17 protein-coding genes are annotated in these 22,256 nt (G+C 59.7%); 4 read left to right on the forward strand and 13 right to left on the reverse strand.

What is annotated here, in order from left to right; genetic code table 11:
• Nucleotides 1-45 precede the first annotated feature (45 nt).
• Together PspCFBP13508_RS05650 and PspCFBP13508_RS05655 are read right to left on the reverse strand one after the other, a co-directional pair.
• Entirely contained in the window at nucleotides 46-1,227 is a 1,182-nt protein-coding gene (locus PspCFBP13508_RS05650) for a CaiB/BaiF CoA-transferase family protein (protein WP_137213926.1), read from the reverse strand.
• Nucleotides 1,228-1,397: 170 nt separating this feature from the next.
• Nucleotides 1,398-2,732: a dicarboxylate/amino acid:cation symporter gene (locus PspCFBP13508_RS05655; RefSeq protein ID WP_024013978.1), complete on the reverse strand. Its 1,335-nt coding sequence runs from the start codon at nucleotides 2,730-2,732 to the stop codon at nucleotides 1,398-1,400.
• Between the two features lie 347 nt (nucleotides 2,733-3,079).
• Here PspCFBP13508_RS05655 and PspCFBP13508_RS05660 point away from each other — a divergent pair, with 347 nt between their 5' ends.
• Complete coding sequence (locus PspCFBP13508_RS05660) at nucleotides 3,080-4,090, forward strand: AraC family transcriptional regulator (RefSeq protein WP_137213927.1); 1,011 nt, start codon at nucleotides 3,080-3,082, stop codon at nucleotides 4,088-4,090.
• On the opposite strand, the gene PspCFBP13508_RS05665 is transcribed toward PspCFBP13508_RS05660, so the two are convergent.
• The 4 genes from PspCFBP13508_RS05665 to PspCFBP13508_RS05685 form a co-directional block, all read right to left on the reverse strand.
• The gene (locus PspCFBP13508_RS05665) at nucleotides 4,081-5,682 is read right to left on the reverse strand and encodes a hypothetical protein (protein WP_137213928.1); all 1,602 of its coding nucleotides are present in this window, start codon (nucleotides 5,680-5,682) and stop codon (nucleotides 4,081-4,083) included. The two genes, PspCFBP13508_RS05660 and PspCFBP13508_RS05665, sit on opposite strands and share 10 nt — an antisense overlap.
• Nucleotides 5,683-6,270: 588 nt before the next feature.
• Nucleotides 6,271-7,617, reverse strand: a complete 1,347-nt coding sequence (locus PspCFBP13508_RS05670) for an ATP-binding protein (protein WP_137213929.1) — start codon at nucleotides 7,615-7,617, stop codon at nucleotides 6,271-6,273.
• Nucleotides 7,614-8,291: a response regulator transcription factor gene (locus PspCFBP13508_RS05675; RefSeq protein ID WP_016773623.1), complete on the reverse strand. Its 678-nt coding sequence runs from the start codon at nucleotides 8,289-8,291 to the stop codon at nucleotides 7,614-7,616. Before PspCFBP13508_RS05675 ends, PspCFBP13508_RS05670 begins: the two co-directional genes overlap by 4 nt.
• Nucleotides 8,292-8,435: 144 nt before the next feature.
• A complete protein-coding gene (locus PspCFBP13508_RS05685; RefSeq protein WP_137213930.1) occupies nucleotides 8,436-9,041 on the reverse strand; it encodes a porin family protein in 606 nt (201 codons plus the stop codon).
• Nucleotides 9,042-9,184: 143 nt separating this feature from the next.
• On the opposite strand from PspCFBP13508_RS05685, the gene PspCFBP13508_RS05690 reads away from it, so the two are divergent.
• Nucleotides 9,185-9,976: a dienelactone hydrolase family protein gene (locus tag PspCFBP13508_RS05690; protein ID WP_137213931.1), complete on the forward strand. Its 792-nt coding sequence runs from the start codon at nucleotides 9,185-9,187 to the stop codon at nucleotides 9,974-9,976.
• Between the two features lie 153 nt (nucleotides 9,977-10,129).
• Nucleotides 10,130-10,855, forward strand: coding sequence for a 4'-phosphopantetheinyl transferase superfamily protein (locus PspCFBP13508_RS05695; RefSeq protein ID WP_137213932.1), 726 nt, complete (start codon nucleotides 10,130-10,132; stop codon nucleotides 10,853-10,855).
• 107 nt (nucleotides 10,856-10,962) lie between these two features.
• On the opposite strand, the gene PspCFBP13508_RS05700 is transcribed toward PspCFBP13508_RS05695, so the two are convergent.
• Together PspCFBP13508_RS05700 and PspCFBP13508_RS05705 are read right to left on the reverse strand one after the other, a co-directional pair.
• Entirely contained in the window at nucleotides 10,963-12,573 is a 1,611-nt protein-coding gene (locus tag PspCFBP13508_RS05700) for an ATP-binding protein (protein WP_137213933.1), read from the reverse strand.
• On the reverse strand, nucleotides 12,570-13,292 hold the full coding sequence (locus PspCFBP13508_RS05705; protein ID WP_137213934.1) for a response regulator: 723 nt from the start codon (nucleotides 13,290-13,292) through the stop codon (nucleotides 12,570-12,572). Before PspCFBP13508_RS05705 ends, PspCFBP13508_RS05700 begins: the two co-directional genes overlap by 4 nt.
• A gap of 862 nt (nucleotides 13,293-14,154) precedes the next feature.
• Between PspCFBP13508_RS05705 and PspCFBP13508_RS05710 the strand changes: the two genes are divergently transcribed.
• Nucleotides 14,155-17,049, forward strand: a complete 2,895-nt coding sequence (locus tag PspCFBP13508_RS05710) for a ribonucleoside-diphosphate reductase subunit alpha (RefSeq protein WP_130909866.1) — start codon at nucleotides 14,155-14,157, stop codon at nucleotides 17,047-17,049.
• Nucleotides 17,050-18,056: 1,007 nt separating this feature from the next.
• Here the strand turns inward: PspCFBP13508_RS05710 and flgE are convergent.
• From flgE to cheR, 5 genes are all read right to left on the reverse strand, one after another.
• Complete coding sequence (flgE, locus tag PspCFBP13508_RS05715; protein WP_130912376.1) at nucleotides 18,057-19,391, reverse strand: flagellar hook protein FlgE; 1,335 nt, start codon at nucleotides 19,389-19,391, stop codon at nucleotides 18,057-18,059.
• 31 nt (nucleotides 19,392-19,422) lie between these two features.
• A complete protein-coding gene (flgD, locus tag PspCFBP13508_RS05720) occupies nucleotides 19,423-20,151 on the reverse strand; it encodes a flagellar hook assembly protein FlgD (protein WP_130912377.1) in 729 nt (242 codons plus the stop codon).
• A gap of 15 nt (nucleotides 20,152-20,166) precedes the next feature.
• Nucleotides 20,167-20,610, reverse strand: a complete 444-nt coding sequence (flgC, locus tag PspCFBP13508_RS05725) for a flagellar basal body rod protein FlgC (RefSeq protein WP_042607186.1) — start codon at nucleotides 20,608-20,610, stop codon at nucleotides 20,167-20,169.
• A 3-nt stretch (nucleotides 20,611-20,613) separates the two neighbouring features.
• Entirely contained in the window at nucleotides 20,614-21,024 is a 411-nt protein-coding gene (gene flgB / locus PspCFBP13508_RS05730; RefSeq protein ID WP_016773613.1) for a flagellar basal body rod protein FlgB, read from the reverse strand.
• A gap of 362 nt (nucleotides 21,025-21,386) precedes the next feature.
• Nucleotides 21,387-22,214 (reverse strand): protein-glutamate O-methyltransferase CheR, encoded by an 828-nt coding sequence (gene cheR / locus PspCFBP13508_RS05735; RefSeq protein WP_016773612.1) that lies wholly within the window; start codon nucleotides 22,212-22,214, stop codon nucleotides 21,387-21,389.
• Nucleotides 22,215-22,256 lie beyond the last annotated feature (42 nt).

Consider the following 22,256-nt stretch of genomic DNA (forward strand, 5'->3'; position numbering starts at 1 on the left):
TTCAATGTGGGAGCGAGCCTGCTCGCGAAGGCGGCGGCATGAGCGCTACAGAATCACCTTGGCCGAACGCAACTCGGCGATCCGCTCAGCACTCAACCCCAACTCCCCCAACACCTCATCCGTATGCTGCCCCAACCCCGCGCCAACATGCCTTGGCGTCGGCAATGCTTGAGAGAATTTCAACGGACAGGCCATCTGCGCCTGCGTCGTGCCATCGCCGCGCGGTACCTGGGTCACCAGCTTCCGCGCCTGCATTTGCGGATGGCGCAGCGCCTCGCCCAAACTCAACACCGGCTCGACACAGGCATCTACCCCGGCGAACAACTCACACAGTTCTGCAAAATCATGCCGTTCGAACTCGACGCGCAACGCCTCTTTCAAGGCCTGTTGTTGCTCAGGCCTGGGCGACAACCCTTGCGCCGCCAGTTCCGGCCGGCCCAGCGCCGTGCACAAGTGCTGCATGAACGCTGGCTCCAGACTCCCCACCGACATCCAGCGCCCATCCCGGGTGCGGTAATAATCGTAAAAGCTGCCGCCATTGAGCATCTGGTCTTCCCGACCCGGTTCCACGCCGCAGGCCAGATAACCCGCGCCGGCCATGGCGTTCAGGCTGAACGCGCAATCGGTCATGCTCACATCCAGATGGGTGCCCTGCCCGGTTTGCTGGCGGGCAATCACCGCTGCCAGCAAGCCGATCACTCCGTGTAGCGAGCCGCCCGCCACGTCCGCCACCTGCATGCCCAACGGCAACGGCCCGCTGTCGGCGCGCCCGGTATAGCTGGCAAGCCCGGCCAGCGCGAGATAGTTGATGTCATGCCCGGCGCGTTCCTTGTACGGCCCGGTCTGGCCGTAACCGCTGATCGACACATAAATCAGCTTTGGATTGATCGCTTTCAACGCTTCATAACCCAGGCCCAGACGCTCCATCACCCCGGGGCGAAACTGCTCGAGGACGATGTCGTACTCGCCCAGCAGTTGCTTGATAATCTCCAACGCTTCGGGCTGTTTGAGATCCAGCGCCAGACTGCGCTTGTTGCGGTTCAGATAAGCGTGGCTGGCCGAGACCCCGCCATCATGCGGCGGCAGCACCCGCAGCAGATCCATACGGGTTGGCGATTCGATGCGCAGCACCTCGGCGCCCATGTCCGCCAGCAGCAACGAGGCGAACGGCCCCGGCAACAAGGTGGAGAAATCGAGAATCTTCAATGAGGCCAGCGGTGCGGACATGAGCGAACTCCTTGGGCGATGCACTCAGCCTAGGCAGCCATTGTCGATGCGGCAATCACCGCAAATGTCAGCAGGTGTGACCGTTACGCTCAAACGCTGCGTTTAATCGCGCGCTCAAATCGCAGACAAGAAAAAACCCGCCGAAGCGGGTTTTTCTGTGCAAGCGATGCTTACTTCACATTGCTCGGGGTTGGGCCTTCAGCCACACCCAGGTCATCTTCTTCACGCTCGTCGGAAATACCGCGACCGCCAGAAGCCAGCTCGGTTTGCAGTTGATCGGTGTCCAGTTCCTTGACCCACTTGGCCACAACGATGGTCGCAACAGCGTTACCGACCAGGTTGGTCAGTGCGCGGGCTTCGGACATGAAGCGGTCGATACCGAGGATCAGCGCCAGACCGGCAACCGGCAGGTGACCTACCGCCGACAGTGTCGCGGCCAGAACGATGAAGCCCGAACCGGTCACACCCGCCGCGCCTTTGGAGGACAGCAGCAGTACCAGCAGCAGAGTGATCTGGTGGGTGATGTCCATGTGCGTATCGGTCGCCTGGGCGATGAACACGGCGGCCATGGTCAGGTAGATCGAAGTACCGTCGAGGTTGAACGAGTAACCGGTCGGGATCACCAGACCAACAACCGATTTCTTCGCGCCCAGACGCTCCATCTTGATCAGCATGCGTGGCAATGCCGATTCCGACGAGGACGTACCCAGTACGATCAACAGCTCTTCACGGATGTAACGCACCAGTTTGAACACGCTGAAACCGTGAGCCCGGCAGATCGCACCCAGCACCAGCACGACGAACAGGACGCAGGTGATGTAGAAGCAGATCATCAACTGGCCCAGTTGCACCAGCGAGCCGACACCGTAGGCACCGATGGTGAACGCCATGGCACCGAACGCACCCAGTGGCGCCAGTTTCATGATCATGTTGATGATGTTGAACATCACGTGGGCGAAGCGATCGATCATGTCCAGCAGCGGACGGCCGTACGAGCCGAGGCGATGCAGGGCGTAGCCGAAGATCACCGAGAACATCAGCACTTGCAGGATGTCACCGGTGGCGAACGCGCCGACGATGGTGTTCGGGATCACATTGAGGAGGAAACCGACAATGCTCTGGTCTTTACTGGCCGTCACGTAGGTGGCGATTTTCGAGGCGTCGAGGGTGGTGACGTCGATGTGCATGCCGGCGCCCGGTTGCACAACGTTGACCACGACCAGACCGATCAGCAGGGCAATGGTGGAAACGATTTCGAAGTACAACAGCGCGTAGCCGCCGGTCTTGCCTACCGATTTCATGTTCTGCATGCCGGCGATGCCGCTGACAACAGTACAGAAGATGATAGGGGCGATGACCATTTTGATCAGCTTGATGAAGCCGTCACCCAGTGGCTTGAGGGCCACACCGGTCTGCGGATAGAAGTGACCAAGCAGGATGCCGATAGCGATGGCAACGATCACCTGGAAATACAGGGATTTGTACAGTGGCTGACGAGTCGTCATTGCAGGTTTCCTCAAGCGTCCAGCGGCAACATCCATCTGTCGAGCGCTGAACCTTAATTGCGAACCCTCCTGCACTGGAGGGATTTGTTGTTGGAACGGCATCTCTCCGGCGGGGAGAAATGCACGCTTCTGTCGCTTGTATCGCAAACGTCGTGCCAGATTGGTGCGAATGGCAGCAAGCCTTTTGATATCAGGGCCTGCGGGATTTTCCTGTCACCAATCAGTGACTTGGGGCATGGCGGATTTCCGCCAACTGAGCGCTCAGTGTCCTGCAATTTGGCGGAAATCCGCCTTGTTGCGTTGCCTGCCCGCCGTTACGATCGGTGCCTGAACAAGGATTGCCGCTTATGCGCGAACGCACCATCGCCAGCCATTTCGCCCGTGCCGCCCTTGGCGGTGCACGCCGGCGCGGCCTGGATTATTCAGGCCTGTTGCAGCAACTTGGGATCAGCGCGGAATTGCTCGACGAGCCCCGCGCGCGCATTGCTCCTGAGCAGTTCACCCGGCTGATTCAGGGCTTGTGGCTGGCGCTGGACGACGAATACCTGGGTTTCGGTAACGCCCCGAGCAAGCCCGGCAGCTTCGCCATGATGTGCCACGCCTCGATTCACTGCCGCAACCTGGAGAAGGCTCTGCAACGTGGCTTGTTGTTCTACAGCCTGTTCCCCGACGCCCCACGCCTGACCCTGCGTCGCGAAGACGACTGGGTGCGTTTGAGCCTGGACGACGCGCAGTGGTGGGACCCGGATCATTTTCTCAGCGAGAGTCTGTTGGTGATCTGGCACCGCCTCGGCAGTTGGCTGATCGGCCAGCGGATACGCCTTGACCAGGCAACCTTCAGCTATCCGCGCCCCGCGCACGGCAGCGAATATGACCTGCTGTTCCCCTGCCCGCTGACCTTTGATGCCGAGCAAAGCAGCCTGCTGTTTCACAGTCGCTATCTGGCCATGCCGCTGTTGCAGGACGAACGCACGCTCAAGCATTTTCTCGAACGCTCCCCCGCCGACCTGCTCTCACGCCCGGACGACGGCGACAGCCTGAGCAGCCGCCTGCGCCGCTTGCTCAGCCGCGACGCTGCGCACTGGCCTGATCTGGACGGTGTCGCGGCGCATCTGCATATCAGCCCGCAAACCTTGCGGCGGCATTTGCGTGAGGATGGCACGAGTTTTCAGGAGCTCAAGGATCAGCTGCGGCGGGATATCGCCATCTACCATCTGGGGCGGGCGGATTTGTCGTTGCAGCAGATTGCCGAGCAGCTCGGATTTTCCGAGCCATCGGCGTTTCACCGGGCGTTCAAAAAATGGACAGGGCTGACACCGGGGGCTTATCGGGCGCAGGAACAGTGGGATTACCCCTGATTGAATCGCCATTCTATTTTGTCGATCACTATGCCGTGATCCGGTCCAGGATCTGAGACCCTCACCTCGAAGGAGGCACAAGGTCGTGTTCCTCTATAAACACAGAGTGCCAGGAAGCCCTCAGTGAGAAACTGGCGCTCTATTTCAACATGTTCCGTATCAAAGAAAACGACAGTATTGCTTGGGTTTTGCGATTGTCCATATGCAAAGCTGATGAAATTAGCGATATCCCCCAGCTCAAACCGAACCGAGATATTCGAACCGGAAACCAAATACTTGCTGCCGTAACCGCTTTGATCCGCAACAGTGATATAAGCCGCTTGAGTGATATTTGCACCGGTCGGGATGACCGTGAGCCCGCTCTTCAATCGTGTAGGGCTATTGTTCGGCAATGCTCTTGGAGCCTCACTCTCCCAATCTTCAACTCCAACGCCACCAACGACCCGCGCAAGGGCAGGTAGGGAGGCGCCGATGGTTTGCCCATCCCTTTTCAATTCAAATGAAACAGAAATCTGACTGCCCGAAATCACCTGCACATTGGGGACCTCAATGAGGGACTGCAGGCGGCCCAAACTGTCTCTCTCAACCTTGCCAAGTACGGAAAATTCAGCGCTAGGTTGACTCGAGATATACGTTACTACAACGTCATCGTTCAATTGATAAGGCGCTTTGTCCGCCAGAACAACCACATACAGTGGCCGACCACCCAACTTGTCACGATCAATGATATTTGGATCATCACTGGAATCATCGAGGTTTTCACGCAAAATCGGTTTTTCCAAGGTGACGCGCTGCGAATTGACATCCGCCTCGATCACTTTCGACCAGCGCCGTTTATCCGTCGGATTGTTCACCTGATCGACCACGGTGTATGAGATGGGAAACTGCGCATTATTGCCGGCCTGTTCAAACATGTCTCGGGTTACGGTCATTACAAAAGGGATGCCTTGCTGACCGGGTTGTACGGTAAAGGGAAAACGTTCGCGATTGAGCTCAAGGGTGATCCGATCGTATGCCCTCATAAACGGGTAAGACACCGTCACCGCAACACCTCGATCCGCTTCTTCCTTGCCGATATGCGGCGGGTCACCCAACTCAGCCGGCAGGCTGATCGCCAGGTCAGGATGGTCGCCCGTGCCGGGCACATCGTTGCCGCCGGGAAGGTCACGATGATACAGCGCCCACGACTCGATGGACGGCCCAGTGTTGCCGCTTACTCGCTCCACTTCATAGGTGAAAACATGCACACCGTCGCGGAGCAACGACTGATAGACGTCGAAATACACCGGATCATTCTGCTGGGTAGGTGGCACCGGCTTGCGCTCGATCAACTGCGGCTGCGTATCCCAGGAGCTTTTCATGTAAAGCGCAATATTCAGATAACTGCCACCCAAGGGAGGATCGACCACCCCTTGCACCGCGCCTTCACGGCTACCGTCGCGGCTGTTCACCTCCCGGAAGCTCGCCTGTGGCAACCCCTCCACCGGCACTCCTGCGGGAGGCGCGGGGCTGACAATGACGTCCGGGGTGGCACCGGCGAATTTGATCGGATAATTGGCCAGCACACCGCCGTTTGACTGATCGCCTTTCATGACGCACCTTCCCTGTCGATTAGGCCAACGAACGTCGGCCTGGATGTAGCTCATCAAACACCCGGCGAAGCCAAGGGGATACTGTCAGGTCTGACAGGTCAAAAGGGTTTACGACGAACGGTACTGTTGTATCAGCCGTTATGGCTAGGGCCGAAGCCCCGCGCCCTAGGTGTGTAAGGATTTCGAGAACCGTGCTCAACCAGGTGGATCCACATTATCCAGTACCCGACTCACCGCCCAGTTCCCTCAGCATCGCAACCCGCGCAATCCCCATGTCGTGTTGCGATATGGCACGCCCAGAGGGCCGGCGAAATCATTGAATCACACTCACCCAGGCGAACGACTCGCAGGCGTTTACCAATGGTTTAGTTATCGATGTCGGGATCGACGAGGTAGATCGTGCTGGGTTTGCGGGCGTCATGTGGCGAGGGTGGTTTGAAGTACTGGTCGAGGGCGCGGTCGGCGGTTTCTATGTGTTGACCGCACCGACGGCGGCGCCAGCAAGCTGGCTTCTACAGGGGCTCTGTTAACACCACAGCTCCAAGGTGGGAGCGAGCCTGCTCGCGAAGAGGCTGGCACTGCCAACCTTTACACCGCCGGAAAATGAATCCTGAACGCCGCCCCGCCCATCGGTGAATCGCCCAAAGCCAAACGCGCGTTGTAGCTTTCGATGATGTCCTTGACCACCGCCAGCCCGATGCCCTGCCCCGGATGCTGGGCGTCCAGGCGTTCACCGCGTTCGAGAATCCGCGCACGCTGATCGAGTGGAACACCCGGGCCATCGTCCTCGACGCACAATTCGATCCCGGCCAAGGACTCGCGCACGCTGACCCGCACTTCGCCGAGGCACAGGCGATAGGCGTTTTCCAGCAGGTTGCCGAGCATTTCCAGCAGGGCGCCCTGTTCGATCGGTACATAGCAATGCTCGGGCAGATCAAAGGTCACGCGCACGTGTTTGTCGCGGTAGACCTTGTCCAGCGTGTCGCACAGGCTTTTGAGCACCGGTTGCAGGCGCACCTGATGGCGCACCAGACCGCTTTTGCGCAGGCTGGCCCGCTGCAGTTGGTAGCCGATCTGCTGGCTCATGCGTTCGATCTGGCTTTGCAGGACCCAGGCTTGATCACGGTCGTCGGGGCGCTGGGCCATGTCTTCGCTGACGCCTTGCAGCACCGCCAATGGGGTCTTCAGGCTGTGGGCGAGGTCGTCGAGAGAATCGCGGTAGCGGCTGCGTTGCTGGCGTTCGCTGAGCAGCAAGCGGTTGAGCGAGCCGGTCAGGCGCAGCAGTTCACGCGGGTGCTTTTCCGTCAGGCTTTCGCGGGTGCCGCTTTCGATCTCGTCGAGTTCCTGGCTCAAGCGGCGCAAGGCCTTGAGGCCCCAGGTCAGGCCGATCCATAACAACGCCAGCAAAACCAGCAATGCCGCGCCGAAGCCCAGATAGAGGTTTTCGCGCAGGCCTTCGAGGGTGGTTTCGTATTCGCGAACCGGTTGCAGAGCGACGATGCTGAACGCTGCGCTCTTGCCGCCGAGCAATTTGACTTCGACGTCGTAGACGAAGAACTCCTGACCGCTGGCTTCACGAATCCGCGCGAACTCGTTACCGAGGCCGTCGTAACGCGGTTTGTAGTTGATCTGTTCTTCCTGGGTGGCCTTCGAGCGCCACACCAGTTTGCCGTCGCGGTCGTAGATATAGCCGAGCAAACGGAAATCGGTGAGGTTGAAGCGCTCGTCGGGCAATTGCGACGGCATCACCAGCCGACCGTTTTCCACCCGCGCGGCGGAGATCAATGTGGTGACGTCGGAGGCCAGGCGTTGCTCGATCGAGTCCTGCAAGGCAAGGCTGAAGGCGCCCTGCATCGCCGGCAGCAAGGCAAGCATGAACAACACCGCCAACGTGGTGGCGGCGAGCATCAAGCGAACGCGAAGGGAACGGATCAAGTGCAGCGCTCATTGAACAGGTAGCCAAGGCCGCGCACGGTGTCGATCGGTTTGAACCCAGCCGGGCCTTCGAGCTTGCGGCGCAGACGGCCGACCAGCACTTCGATGACATTCGGATCGCGCTCGTCGTCATCCGGATACAGCTGCTCCATCAAGCGATCCTTGGGCACCACTTGCTGGTGATGGCGCATGAGGTATTCGAGGATGCGGTATTCGTAAGCGGTCAGCGCCAGCGGTTGTTCATCGAGGCTGGCCTGTTTGCGATTGAGGTCGAGCAGCAACGGCCCGGCAACGATGGTCGACTGGGTGAAGCCGCTGGAGCGGCGCAGCAATGCGTTCAGGCGTGCGTCGAGTTCTTCGAACTGGAACGGCTTGACCACGTAATCGTCGGCACCGGCGGCGAGTCCTTCGACCTTGTCCTGCCAGTTGCCGCGCGCGGTGAGGATCAGGATCGGGAAGGTCTTGCCGCCCGAGCGCAACTGGCGGATCAGGTCGAGGCCGCCCATGCCCGGCAGGCCGAGATCAATCACCGCCAGATCGAAGTTGTACTGGCCGGTCTGGTACAGCGCCTCCTCGGCATTGGCCACGGACTCGACCACGTGACCGCTTTCCGTCAGGCGGGTTTGCAGGTGATGACGCAACAGCGCCTCGTCTTCGACGACCAACAGTTTCATGCCTTTCTCCCCATCACTTGAACACTCCAGACACAACCTGTGGGAGCGAGCCTGCTCGCGAAAGCGGTGGATCAGCCAAGCAAGTGTCGGCTGATACACCTTTCGCGAGCAGGCTCGCTCCCACATTCAATCGACGGCAACCGCTTAGAAATAGTAGTTGGCCGACAGATAGGTCTGCGCGCTGCTGGTCAAGTCCAGCGAGCCCTGTTTGCTGCCGCCGCTATCTTTCATTTCGGTGCTGGCGTTGCTGCGCAGGTAACGGTAACCGAGTTCTATCGAGGTGTTCTGCGAAACTTGCTGCAACACACCCACCTGGCCACCGATGGCGTAACCGATGTCGCTGTCACGGCTGAAGCCTGGCGAATCCTGCGTCAGCTTGGTCAGACCGGCCGTGGCGCCACCGAACAACTTGGTGCTGCCGCCCACCGGGTAGAACAGGTCATAGCTGCCGAGCAGGTTTTCCTGGCGCAGTTTAACGCCATTGTGCGAGCCGGAAACGTTGTCGTAAGTGGCGTAGTAGCGGCCCTGGCTGTTTTGCTGACCGAGGCGCAAGCCGTAGGTGTTGTTGCCGTCGATGGCCCCGGTAACGTTGGGGTTGCCGAGATTGTTGTTGAGCGCATGGGACTTGTCGATCTTGTCGCTGGTCTGGCCGAACGTCAGGCCGGCGAAGTTGCTGGTGTCGTCGGCGTTGGCCGCGATGCTGGAGCCTAACAGGGTAAAAGCCAGCAGCAATTTGTTTAAACGAGTCATGGGTATTTCCTCTTTCACAGTGCTGTTTGGGTATGACGCAAGATTACTGAGCCACCCCTGTACGGCCCCTGAACCGTCTCTGAACCTGACCTGAACCAGATCGACTAGGCTGTTCTGACCACTTTCATCAAGGAGACCCGACCATGCGCCTGTTCCTCGCCCTCACTTTGCTGGCAGTCAGCAGCTTCACCCAGGCTGCGATCAAGACTGAAGAAATTCCCTACCAAAGCGCCGACGGCAGCCAACTGATCGGCTACTACGCCTATGACGACGCGATCAAAGGCCCACGCCCCGGCGTTGTCGTGGTTCACGAATGGTGGGGGCTGAACGATTACGCCAAGCGCCGCGCGCGGGATCTTGCCGAACTCGGCTACAGCGCGCTGGCCATCGATATGTACGGCGACGGCAAGAACACCGAGCACCCGAAAGACGCCATGGCCTTCATGCAGGCAGCGACCAAGGACGCCGATGCCGCCAGTAAACGCTTCGCCGCCGGACTCGATCTGTTGAAGAAGCAAAAGCAGACCGACCCGAACAAAATCGCCGCCATCGGCTATTGCTTCGGTGGCGGCGTGGTGCTGAATGCCGCGCGTCAGGGTGTGCCGCTGGCCGGTGTGGTGAGTTTCCATGGCGCGCTGGCAACCAAGACCCCGGCGACTCCGGGCAGTGTGAAGGCGAAAATCCTCGTCGAGCACGGCGCGCTGGACAGCATGGTCACTCAGGACCACGTCACCGCGTTCAAGTCGGAGATGGATAAGGCCGGGGCGGATTACCGGTTCGTCAGTCTGGATGGCGCCAAGCATGGTTTCAGCAATCCGGATGCCGATCGTTTGAGCCATGGCGAGCATGGCGGGCCGGATATTGCTTACAACAAGGCGGCAGATGAAAAATCCTGGGCGGATATGCAGGCGTTCTTCAAGAAGATTTTCGGCTGAGTCAGTAGCGACCGAGGCGCGGCCTTCCGCGAGCAGGCTCGCTCCCACATTGGATCCCTGTCGCACAGGAGATCCCCTGTGGGAGCGAGCCTGCTCGCGAAGGCTTCACCGCCGATCTCGACCTCGCCCCGACTAACCGGCAAAATGCCCGCCATGCATACCACCCCCGCCCTGCCCGCCTGCTGCACTGCGCTCGACGGCCATTGGCCGTTGCCGACGGTCCTGGCCGATACCGTGCTGCTCAGTACCCACTTCGACCCGGCACGCCTGCTCGGCGATGACTTTCAGCGCAGCGCTGTGCTGGCGCCACCGAGCATCCAGCGTTCGGTGGCCAAGCGTCAGGCCGAGTTTCTTGCAGGACGCATTTGCGCCCGTGCCGCGCTGCACCAACTCGAAGGCCTGAATATCGTCCCGCCGATTGGCGAAGACCGCGCCCCGGTGTGGCCGGCGCATATCTGCGGCTCGATCACCCACAGCACCGGCCGTGCGGCAGCAATCGTCGCCAACAAGCAACACTGGCGTGGCTTGGGCATGGATCTGGAAAACCTGTTGAGCCACGAGCGCGCCGAAAGGCTGGCCGGGGAAATTCTCACCCCGGCGGAATTGCAGCGCATGGCGGCGGGTTCTCAGGAGCAACTGGCGCTGCGGGTGACCCTGACGTTTTCGGTCAAAGAGAGTTTGTTCAAGGCGCTGTACCCGATCGTGCAGCAGCGCTTTTATTTCGAGCATGCCGAAGTGCTGGAATGGACTGCGGCGGGTCAGGTCAGGCTGCGGTTGTTGACGGATCTGTCCTGCGAATGGCGCAACGGATCGGAGCTGGAGGCGCAGTTTGCAGTGCAGGATGGGCAGTTGTTGAGTCTGGTCAGTATTCAGGCCTGAAGTTTTGCATTGCCTGTTATGGCGCCTTCGCGAGCAGGCTCGCTCCCACAGGGGATTGCATTTCAAATGTGGGAGCGAGCCTGCTCGCGAAGGCGGTATCCCGCATCTCAGCGGCGCTCCTGATTCCTCGGCCAGCTCAGACTGAAACACGCCCCACCCAGACTCTTGCTCTTGCCAATGATCGCGCGGCCGTCGTGCCAGTGAATGATCCGCCGCACAATCGACAACCCCAGACCATGCCCGCCCGAGGCCCGCGTGCGGCTGTCGTCGAGGCGCAGAAACGGCGTGAAGATCCGCTCCCACGCCACTTCCGGCACCCCCGGCCCGTCATCCTCGACGTCGATCCGGCAACGCAACTGGCCGACCTGATAACTCACCGTCACTTGTGAATGCGCATGGCGCATCGCGTTGCCCACCAGATTCTGCAGCGCCCGATGCAGATAACGCGGCTCGGCCTCGACCCAGGCGCCGTCGTTGTCGGCCGATGACAGACACAAACCGCGCTGTACCGTGACCTCGGCGCGCAGCGGCGCCAATTCTTCGATCACCTGATTGACCAGCGCATCCAGGTCGATGCGCTGGAAGGTCAGCGCCGGTGAGCCTTGCTCCAGTCGTGCGTAAGTGAGCATTTCGTCGACCAGCTTATCGAGGTCTTCGATGTCGTGATCCATGCCTTCGCGGTATTTCTCCAGCGCCTGCGGGGTGGTCGCCGTACCGATCATCTCCAGACCGAAACGCAGCCGCGCCACCGGCGTACGCAGTTCATGGGACACCGCGCGCACCAGTTCACGCTGGATCGCCAGCAGTTGCTGCAAATGCTCGGCCATGCCATTGAACGCCAACGCCAGCCGCCCGACCGAGTCGGCACCGCGCGCTGGCACGCGGGTTTCCAGGCTGCCCTTGGCGATCCGCGTGGCCGCCGCTTCGAGGCCGCGCAAACGTCGCTCGAGCTGACGCACCAACAGATAAACGATAAGGCCGATCAGGGTCAGGCCCAGCGCGGCAATCAGTACCAGCCATTCCGGCGGGTACGGATTCATCTGATACAGCGGGCCGATTTCCAGCACCCACGGCGTGCCGACCATACCGGCAAACACGCGAATCGAATCGCCACCCTTGCCCAGTGCCATCACCGTATCGCCCTCGGCCACGCGGCGACTCTGGTCTTCGTCCATGTCGGCGTCATTTACCGTGACCAGACGCAGATCGAAGCCGAAGCCTTTTTCCTGCTTTATCTGCGCCAGACGCTTGGGCTGTTCGCCGACCGGTACCCGCACCAGTTCATCGGCCAGCAGATAGATGGTCGCCCGCGCCAGTTGCTCGCTGATTTGCTGTACCTCGCCCACTAGCATCATTTGCTCTTTTTCGCTGATCAGCCGATAGACCTTGGCCGCATGTGGCCCGGTCTGCTCGACCAGCGCCTGACCGCGCAGCACACGGGTGCGCTGGGCCAGATCGAGGTCGGTTTCAGAGAATTTCTTCAGCGTCAGCGGTATACCGAGCAGCCGCTCCCACACCAGGAGCGCGCGATGGCGCTCGGTCTGGTTCATCGGTTGCAGATTGTCGGCCATCAGCGAAAAAGTGCCGTGGGCCAGGCGCTCGCGGTATTGCTCGCTGCGCACCTGATTGAGCAGGTTAAGCGCCAGCACGCCGAGCACCGCCACCAGAATCAGCGCGGCGCACATGCCGCCGTAGATGCGCAGGAAGATCGAATTCACAGCGCCAGGTCTGCGCAGGCTTCAGGGACGAACAGATAGCCTTTGCTGCGGATGGTCTTGATCAGGCGCGGATGGTCGGGGTCGTCACCGATTTTCGGGCGGATGCGCGAGATGCGCACGTCGATCGAACGGTCTTGGCCGTCGTAGCCGATGCCGCGCAATGCGGTGAAAATTTCTTCCCGGGAAAGAATCCGCCCGGCATTGGACACCAGCAGCCAGAGCAGGTCGAACTCGGCGCTGGTCAGCTCGATGCCGTTGTCGCTCAGCCAGGCTTCGCGTAACGCGTTGTCGACCACCAGCGGACCGAATTGCAACCGCCGGGATTTTTCCGCGACCGGCTCTGGTGTGTCACTGCGACGCAGCAATGCCTGGATGCGCGCCAGCAACAAGCGCGGGCGCACCGGTTTGCACACATAGTCGTCGGCACCGAGGTCGAGGCCGTGGATCTGATCGGCATCGTCGGTGCGCGCGGTGAGCATCAGGATCGGCCCGTCATACTGGCTGCGCACTTTGCGGCAGATGCTCAGGCCATCCTCGCCGGGCAGCATCAGATCGAGGATCACCAGGTCGGGTTGCTCCTTGATGATCCGCGCCGCCGCCAGCGCACCGTTGCCTTCGATCTCCACGCGCAGGCCATTGGCTTGCAGGTAATCGCGGGTGAGCTCGGCCAGTCGCTGGTCATCCTCGACGATCAATACCTGCCAGTTTTGTTGCTCCACCGGTGACCTCTGCTTGCTGTTTTTATTGATATGAGAAGGCTGTGCTGAATGAACGCGGCCCCTGTAGGAGCTGACGAGTGAAACGAGGCTGCGATCTTTTGATTGTGGTTTTCAAGAGCAAGATCAAAAGATCGCAGCCTCGTTGCACTCGTCAGCTCCTACAGGAGTCCTCCCGATCATCTGTCATGTTTCAGGAGGATAAAAATGCCCATGCACCCAGCGATTGTATAAACGCCGCTCACCCGGAAAACAAGTCGGTAAATGCGTTCGGACAAGGCGGAATTCTGTGATAGGGTTCGCGCCCTTAAAAAACCGCTGAAGCGTTTTTCCAGGCAAAAAAACAGTGACAAACGGTCTGGCTCAGCAGGTTCGCGGCCTACACGCGTTTTCCCTGTTTCTTACACAAATTACGCACAGGCTTATCCACAGGTAGTACGTTGCAATCCCCCCCTGAAACGCATTATCTTGTAGCACGGCGAAAACAGAGACCCTACATATAGGGTTTTCACCTAAAACGCCCAACCACATTTCAGACCTGAAACTCAAGTGCTTTATGGCCAGTTTCCGGTAGAACAAGCGAGTTTTTACAAGCCCAAACCGCACTGGCGGATGGCACCGTTTTATTTGGTCCGAAACGGACGAAACGGTATGGGTGTTGCAGTCATGACTGCCACCCGCGAAGGAATCCGGTAGCGAGCTTGTGCTTGCGACCAAAACTTCGGCAAGGACGCGGCGTTGCAGCCTTTTTCCTACTGTTCCGAAGTTTGTAATGCCGACGCCCGTCGGTTGCAGTGCTTCGGTACAGAACGGTGAGCACCATGACGGTGCCAAACAAACATAGAGAATGTGGAGACCACCCCCCATGCAAACCGACACAACTCGCGAGAACCCGCAGGGCACCTTGCCGCAGGCCGCCGATTCGACTTCGGATCTGGCAGCCACCGCGCCTGGCCAGCTGCGCGTGATCAAGCGTAATGGCACTGTCGTTCCTTACACCGATGACAAGATCACCGTCGCTATCACCAAAGCGTTCCTCGCAGTTGAAGGCGGCACCGCTGCCGCCTCGTCGCGAATCCACGACACCGTTGCGCGCCTGACCGAACAGGTCACCGCGACCTTCAAGCGTCGCATGCCGTCGGGCGGCACTATCCACATCGAAGAAATCCAGGACCAGGTCGAACTGGCCCTGATGCGTGCCGGCGAGCAGAAAGTTGCACGCGACTACGTGATCTACCGTGACGGCCGTTCGAAAGAACGCGCTGCTCACGCTCCGGCCGAAGAAGCCGTCAACGCGCATCCGTCGATCCGCATCACCCGCGCCGACGGCAGCCTGGCGCCGCTGGACATGGGTCGCTTGAACACCATCGTCACCGAAGCGTGCGAAGGCCTGGAAGAAGTCGATGGCGACCTGATCCAGCGCGAAACCCTGAAGAACCTGTACGACGGCGTGGCCCTGACCGACGTCAACACCGCCCTGGTGATGACCGCCCGTACCCTGGTCGAGCGCGAGCCGAACTACTCGTTCGTCACCGCCCGCCTGCTGATGGACACCCTGCGTGCCGAAGGCCTGAACTTCCTCGAAGTCGCCGAAAGCGCCACCCATCACGAAATGGCCGACCTGTACGCCAAGGCACTGCCGGCCTACATCGCCAAAGGTATCGAGTTCGAACTGCTGAACCCTGTGCTGGCCACCTTCGACCTGGAAAAACTGGGCAAGGCGATCAACCACGAGCGCGATCAGCAATTCACCTACCTGGGCCTGCAGACCCTGTACGACCGCTACTTCATCCACAAGGATGGCGTGCGTTTCGAACTGCCGCAGATCTTCTTCATGCGCGTGGCCATGGGCCTTGCGATCGAAGAGAAGCAGAAAGAAGACCGTGCGATCGAGTTCTACAACCTGCTGTCCTCGTTCGACTACATGGCTTCGACCCCGACCCTGTTCAACGCCGGTACCCTGCGTCCACAGCTGTCGAGCTGCTACCTGACCACCGTGCCGGATGACCTGTCGGGCATCTATCACGCGATCCACGACAACGCCATGCTGTCGAAATTTGCCGGCGGCCTGGGCAACGACTGGACGCCTGTTCGTGCGCTGGGTTCGTACATCAAGGGCACCAACGGCAAGTCGCAAGGCGTGGTGCCGTTCCTCAAAGTAGTGAACGACACCGCTGTGGCCGTGAACCAAGGTGGCAAGCGCAAAGGCGCTGTGTGTGCCTACCTGGAAACCTGGCACATGGACATCGAAGAGTTCATCGAGCTGCGCAAGAACACCGGTGACGATCGTCGTCGTACCCACGACATGAATACCGCCAACTGGATCCCTGACCTGTTCATGAAGCGTGTCTTCGATGACGGCAAGTGGACCCTGTTCTCGCCATCCGAAGTACCTGACCTGCACGACCTGACCGGTAAAGCCTTCGAAGAGCGCTACGAGTACTACGAAGCGCTGACCGAGTACCCGGGCAAGGTCAAGCTGTTCAAGACCATCCAGGCCAAAGACCTGTGGCGCAAGATGCTGTCCATGCTCTTCGAAACCGGCCACCCATGGCTGACTTTCAAAGACCCGTGCAACCTGCGCAGCCCGCAGCAGCACGTCGGCGTGGTCCACAGCTCGAACCTGTGCACCGAGATCACCTTGAACACCAACAAGGACGAAATCGCCGTTTGCAACCTGGGCTCGATCAACCTGCCGAACCACATCGTCGACGGCAAGCTCGATACCGCCAAGCTGCAACGCACAGTGAACACCGCCGTGCGCATGCTCGATAACGTGATCGACATCAACTACTACTCGGTGCCGCAAGCGAAGAACTCCAACTTCCGCCACCGTCCGGTCGGTCTTGGCATCATGGGCTTCCAGGACGCGCTGTACCTGCAGCACATCGCCTACGGCTCCGACGCTGCCGTCGAGTTCGCCGACAAGTCGATGGAAGCGGTCAGCTACTACGCGATCCAGGCTTCCTGCGACCTGGCCGACGAGCGCGGCGCCTACGAGACGTTCAACGGTTCGCTGTGGTCCAAGGGCATCCTGCCACTGGATTCGCAACAGATCCTGATCGAACAGCGTGGCGAGAAGTACATCGACGTCGACCTGAAGGAAACCCTCGACTGGGCACCGGTTCGCGCCCGTGTACAGAAAGGCATCCGTAACTCGAACATCATGGCCATCGCACCGACCGCGACCATCGCCAACATCACTGGCGTTTCGCAGTCGATCGAACCGACTTACCAGAACCTGTACGTGAAATCGAACCTGTCGGGCGAATTCACCGTGATCAACCCGTACCTGGTTCGCGACCTGAAGGCTCGCGGTCTGTGGGACTCGGTCATGATCAACGACCTGAAGTACTACGACGGTTCGGTGCAGCAGATCGAGCGAATCCCGCAAGAACTCAAAGAGCTCTACGCGACCGCGTTCGAAGTGGACACCAAGTGGATCGTTGACGCCGCCAGCCGTCGTCAGAAGTGGATCGACCAGGCCCAGTCGCTGAACCTGTACATCGCCGGCGCATCGGGCAAGAAGCTCGACGTGACCTACCGCATGGCCTGGTACCGTGGTCTGAAAACCACCTACTACCTCCGTGCCCTGGCCGCGACCAGCACCGAGAAGTCGACCATCAACACCGGTAAGCTGAACGCTGTTTCCAGCGGCGGCAACCACGGCGACGATTCGGTCCTGGCCGCTCCGGCAGGTCCGGCGCCAGTGCCAAAGGCCTGCGCGATTGACGAGCCGGATTGCGAAGCTTGCCAATAAACTGAGCTGAGATCAGGCGTTGCGAGACGCCTGAAATCTCAAGGCAAAAGAAAACCCCCGACAGACTTCAGGTTTGTTGGGGGTTTTGTTTTTTGAAGGGCCTTGGCGGCCTTTGGGCCGACCGGGCTCTTGAGGTTTTGGGTGTATATCCGTTGCTGCGGGTGTTGCCGCTGGCGGTTTCGCTCTTACAGCGAGTCACCTTTTTCAGACGCCAAAAAGGTAACCCAAAAGGCTTTGCCCCGGCGTACGGCCCGCTCGCTAAAGCTCGGGGTACCTTCGTTACGGGACCGATCCGGGCGCAGCGGCTACGGTTTGCTTCGCTGCACCTCCTTCCGCTGTGTACGACTGCGTCGTACGGTCGCTGCGCTCCCACACCCGGATCGATCCCGTAACGAAGCCTGCCGAAGGGGCAAAAGATCAAGAGCCGGATCAAAAGCCAAAACAAAAGCAAAAGCCAGATCAAAAGATCGCAGCCTTCGGCAGCTCCTACAGTTGGATCGAGTGTTACCTCAAGACCAGGTCGGCCGCCAGGCCGCCTTCGCGAGCAGGCTCGCTCCCACAAAAGCAAAAGCAAAGCAGCGCAGCTGCCGCGGCGAAGCCGCCCCACTCAACAATGAGCGCAAGCTCGAGTGCTTTTGATCTACGGGCGACGTCGGAAGGCTGAGTGGAGGGATTGATCCGGGCGTGGGAGCGCAGCGACCGTCTGGCGCAGCCAGACACAGCGGAAGGAGGTGCAGCGAAGCAAACCGTAGCCGCTGCGTCCGGATCGATCCCGCAGCGAAGGAACCCGAGCCTGCGAGGGCCGAACGCAGGAGCAAGCGTTTTGGGTTACCTTTTTGGCGTTTGAAAAAGGTGACCCGCCGTAAGGGCGGAACCGTAATCAGCAACACCCGCAAAAACGGATATTCACCCAAAACCCCAAAAGCCTGGTCGGCCCAAAGGCCGCCACGGCCCAAAAAAAAGCCCCTCAAAACCGAGGGGCCCAAAAAACCAGCTCAGAAACCCAATCAGGTCATCTGAATAATGGTCTGCATAATCGTGCTCTGCGTCGAAATGGTCTTGGCGTTCGCCTGATAGTTGCTCTGACCCTTGATCAGATCAACCAGCTCATTGGTCAGGTTAACGTTCGACTCTTCCAGCGAGTTGGACACCACCTCACCCAACGTACCGGTCTTCGGCGCATCGTAACCCGGAATACCCGAAGCGAAAGTCTCTTTCCAGCTGGTGCCACCGACAGCCTGCAAGCCCTGTTCGTTGGTGAAGCTGGCCAGCGCGACCTGGCCGATCGCCTTGCTCTGGTTGTTGCTGAAGTTGGCAAACAGCGTACCGGTGCCGTCGATGGTCAGGTTGGTGATCTGGCCAGTGGCGTAGCCATCCTGAGTCGGAATCGTACGCGAGGTATCAGCGTTGTACTGAGTGGTCTTGGCCATCGAAATGGTCACGCCATTCGGGTTCGCTGCCGCGCCGTTAGGCGTGAACACACCATTGGTCACAGTGCCCGGTACCCAGCCCGTCAACTTCAGATCGCTGCTGATGATCGGGTTGGCTGGATCCGCCGGGTTAGGCGTGCTCACCTGAACCAATTTACCGGAGCTATCGAACGACAATGTCGAAGCAACCGGCGCGGTGGTCACCGGGTTGCTACCGGTAGCATCCGGGTTGCGACCATCGACCAGGGTGTAAACCTTCCAGGTGTTCTCGCCGGTCTTGACCATGTACTGGTCCATGACGTGGGAGTTGCCCTGGGTGTCATAGATCGGCGTGCTGAACGACTTGGTGTAAGTCTCAGGCTTCGACGGATCAAACTTGACGGCGCTGGCGCCGGTATCAACGATCACTGGCGCCGACGAGTTGAGGTTGATGCTCGAAGTCACCGAAGAAGACGACTTCGGCGCCAGGTTCGAGGTGTCGATCTTCAGATCGGTCAACACGCCGTTGATGATTTTGCCGTTGGCATCCACACCGTAACCCTGCAGACGCGAGGTGTAGTCGGTGTTGGTGATGTAACCGGCGTTGTCGACCTTGAACGTACCGGCACGGGTGTACGAGATCGAGCCGTTGTTGCTCATGGTGAAGAAGCCGGAACCGTTGATACCCATGTCCAGCACGTTACCGGTGTTGTTGATGTCACCCTGGGTGAACTGCTGGGACACGTTGGCCAGGCGCACACCGTTGCCAATCACTTTGCTGCCGCTGCCCAGACGAGTCGACGAATAGACGTCTTCGAATTCTGCGCGCGAGGATTTGAACCCGGCGGTGGCGACGTTGGCGATGTTGTTGCCGGTGACGTCGAGTTGTTTGTTGGCGGCATAGAGACCGCTAAGGCCGATGTTAAAAGACATGTTCCACTCCTTCGTGCCGGGTTAGTCGGCTCTATATACCAATGGTTTGTACTTTGGACAGGGCTACGGTGCCCTTGCCGGCCAGGTTGAGCATCAGCTCGCCACCGGTCTGGCTGATCGTCACGCTGTTGACGGTCGCTGGCAGGTAGGTCGCCAGATCGGTCGCGGTGCCGTTGATCGGTGCGTTGGCCTTGAACGTGTAAGTGCCGACTGGCACCACGGTGCCGGCAGTGTCCTTGCCGTCCCAAGTGAAGCTGGCATCGCCGGCAGCGCGGCTGCCGAGGTCGATGGTGCGCACGGCTTTGCCGTCCTTGTCGGTAATGGTCACGGTGCCGCCGGCAATCGACGAAGGCACGGTGACCGAACCGGTCAGGCCTTTGCTCGGGTCATCGAGCTGGGCGGTGTTGGTCTGCACGATCACGTTGCGACCGACCAGCGACGACGCCTGCAGCGCCTGCGACGAGTTGTAGTTGCCGGCAAGGCCACTGACGGTGGAGTTCAGCGTGGTGATGCCTTCAAGGCTGCTGAACTGCGCCAGTTGCGCAACGAACGCGCTGTTGTCCTGCGGGTCGAGCGGGTTCTGGTTTTTCAGCTGGGTGACCAGCAACTGCAAGAAAGCATCCTTGCCCAGCGCCTGGCCGCCGGTGGCACTGTTGGTCGCCGAAGCGATGCCGCCCGACGTGGTGCTGCTGGCCTTCTTCGACGAGTTGGCCAGGATGTCGTTCATGCTCAGGCTGCTGGTGGTATCCGTAACGCTCATGGCAGTCGCCCCTTATTACTGACCGAGGGTCAGTACCTTCTGCATCATGGTTTTGGCGGTGTTCATCATTTCCGCGTTGGTCTGGAACGAGCGGCTCGCGGAAATCATGTCAGCCATTTCTTCCACCACGTTGACGTTCGGGTAGTAGACGTAGCCCTTGGCGTCGGCGGCCGGATGGTTCGGCTCGTAGCGCGCTTCGAGGTTGCTCTGGTCTTCGACGACGCCGAGCACCTGCACGCCCTGCCCGGCCGCGTCCTGGTTCTGGAACAGCGAATCGCTGCCGCCGGCCTGGCCGCCCTGGAACATGGTGGCGAATACCGGATGGCGCGCGCGGTAGGTCTGGTCGATGCTCGACGAAACGGTTTCGGCGTTGGCGATGTTCGAGGCCACGGTGTTCAGGCGTGTGGTCTGCGCGCTCATGCCGCTGCCGGCAATGTTGAAAACGCTGGACAGGGACATGGATTATTCTCCGCGCAGGGCTGACACCAGCCCTTTGAATTTGCTGTTGAGCAAGGTGAAGCTGGCCTGGAAGCCGACGGCGTTTTCCGCGTAGTTCGACTGTTCCAGTTGAGCGTCGACGGTGTTCTGGTCGATCGAAGGCTGCATCGGCGTGCGATACATCAGCGACTCGTCGCCGTTGCCCAGCCCTTCAGCCTCGATGTGCCGGCTGTTGGTCATGTTCAGGGCAAAGTGGCCGCCGGTCTTGGTCTTCTCGGTCTGTGCTTCGAGCACTTTGGAGAAGTCCAGATCCCGCGCCTTGTAGTTCGGGGTGTCGGCGTTGGCGATGTTGTTGGCCAGCACTTCGGCACGCTGGGCGCGGAAGCCCAATGCCTTTTCGTGGATGCCCAGCGCTTTGTCGAAGCTGATGCTCATGTCGGGAACCTTCAGGTGACCGGTTTTTCGTATCTGAGCTTTAGCAAGCGCCGTGCCAAATGAACAAAGCCCCGTATTCCGGGGCTTTGAGCCGAACAGGCTAAGCGGCAATGCCAGAAAAGCGGCAACCGGTTACCGCCGGATGCCGCTTTTCTGCCGCTTGCCGTCGTTGCCAGGTCAGCGCAGATCCCTGTGGGAGCGAGCCTGCTCGCGAAGGCGGCGTGTCAGGCGCCAACTGTCTTACGGACAGACCGCTTTCGCGAGCAGGCTCGCTCCCACAGGGGGTTCGTGGAAAATAATTCGGGCATAAAAAAACGGCAGGCCTTTGCGGGCCTCCCGTTTTTTGTATCAGCGCAAACCGCTTATTTCGCCTTGTAGATAATCCCCGGGCTGCACTGAACCATCTGGTAATGATCCGGCAAACCATTCAGCGCTTCGGACGCGCCAAGGAACAGGTACCCGCCCGGCTTCAACGTACTGTGAATGCGCAACAGGATGTCCTTCTTCACTTCGGCAGAGAAGTAGATCAACACGTTGCGGCAGAACACGATGTCGAACTTGCCCAGCGCCGCGTAGCTGTCGAGCAGGTTGAACGAGCGGAACTCCACCCGGCTCTTGATCGGCGCCTTGACCACCCAGCGCCCCGGCCCTTTCGGGTCGAAGTAGCGTTGCAGGCGTTCCGGCGACAGACCGCGACCGATCGCCAGGCTGTCGTACTCGCCGGTCTTGCAGTTGTTGAGCATCAGGCCCGACAGATCGGTGGCAACGATCTGCACGCCCATCTTCAACTGACCCAGGTTGCTGCGCTCGAACTCGTCGATCGACATCGACAGCGAGTACGGTTCCTGTCCCGACGAGCAGGCCGCCGACCAGATCCGCAGACGCTGGTTGGGGCTGGCCTTGATCGCTTCCGGCAGTACCTTGTTCTTCAAGACTTCAAACGGATAGGTGTCGCGAAACCATAGGGTTTCGTTAGTCGTCATGGCATCGACCACCTGCTCGCGCAAACCGCTGCGCGGCTGGGTCTGGATGCGCTGTACCAGCTCACCCAGGGACTTGATGCCTTGCTGCTCCATCAGTTTGTTGAGACGGCTCGAGACCAGATACTGCTTGTTTTCACCGAGCAGAATGCCACAGGCTTTTTCCAGGAAGACCCGGAACTGTTCGAAATCCAAATTACCCGTAGACAATGATGCCGCCTCTTAAATCGTGTTGACCGCCAGGGGCAGAAG

Origin of the sequence: Pseudomonas sp. CFBP13508 (assembly GCF_005233515.1) — a bacterium.
GTDB lineage: Bacteria > Pseudomonadota > Gammaproteobacteria > Pseudomonadales > Pseudomonadaceae > Aquipseudomonas > Aquipseudomonas mercuritolerans.

What these genes read in the sequence shown, in the direction of transcription:
- PspCFBP13508_RS05650 (WP_137213926.1), bottom strand. Translation starts at nt 1,227, where the DNA reads ATGTCCGCACCGCTGGCCTCATTGAAGATTCTCGATTTCTCCACCTTG.
- PspCFBP13508_RS05655 (WP_024013978.1), bottom strand. Translation starts at nt 2,732, where the DNA reads ATGACGACTCGTCAGCCACTGTACAAATCCCTGTATTTCCAGGTGATC.
- PspCFBP13508_RS05660 (WP_137213927.1), top strand. Translation starts at nt 3,080, where the DNA reads ATGCGCGAACGCACCATCGCCAGCCATTTCGCCCGTGCCGCCCTTGGC.
- PspCFBP13508_RS05665 (WP_137213928.1), bottom strand. Translation starts at nt 5,682, where the DNA reads ATGAAAGGCGATCAGTCAAACGGCGGTGTGCTGGCCAATTATCCGATC.
- PspCFBP13508_RS05675 (WP_016773623.1), bottom strand. Translation starts at nt 8,291, where the DNA reads ATGAAACTGTTGGTCGTCGAAGACGAGGCGCTGTTGCGTCATCACCTG.
- PspCFBP13508_RS05685 (WP_137213930.1), bottom strand. Translation starts at nt 9,041, where the DNA reads ATGACTCGTTTAAACAAATTGCTGCTGGCTTTTACCCTGTTAGGCTCC.
- PspCFBP13508_RS05690 (WP_137213931.1), top strand. Translation starts at nt 9,185, where the DNA reads ATGCGCCTGTTCCTCGCCCTCACTTTGCTGGCAGTCAGCAGCTTCACC.
- PspCFBP13508_RS05695 (WP_137213932.1), top strand. Translation starts at nt 10,130, where the DNA reads ATGCATACCACCCCCGCCCTGCCCGCCTGCTGCACTGCGCTCGACGGC.
- PspCFBP13508_RS05710 (WP_130909866.1), top strand. Translation starts at nt 14,155, where the DNA reads ATGCAAACCGACACAACTCGCGAGAACCCGCAGGGCACCTTGCCGCAG.
- flgE (WP_130912376.1), bottom strand. Translation starts at nt 19,391, where the DNA reads ATGTCTTTTAACATCGGCCTTAGCGGTCTCTATGCCGCCAACAAACAA.
- flgD (WP_130912377.1), bottom strand. Translation starts at nt 20,151, where the DNA reads ATGAGCGTTACGGATACCACCAGCAGCCTGAGCATGAACGACATCCTG.
- flgC (WP_042607186.1), bottom strand. Translation starts at nt 20,610, where the DNA reads ATGTCCCTGTCCAGCGTTTTCAACATTGCCGGCAGCGGCATGAGCGCG.
- flgB (WP_016773613.1), bottom strand. Translation starts at nt 21,024, where the DNA reads ATGAGCATCAGCTTCGACAAAGCGCTGGGCATCCACGAAAAGGCATTG.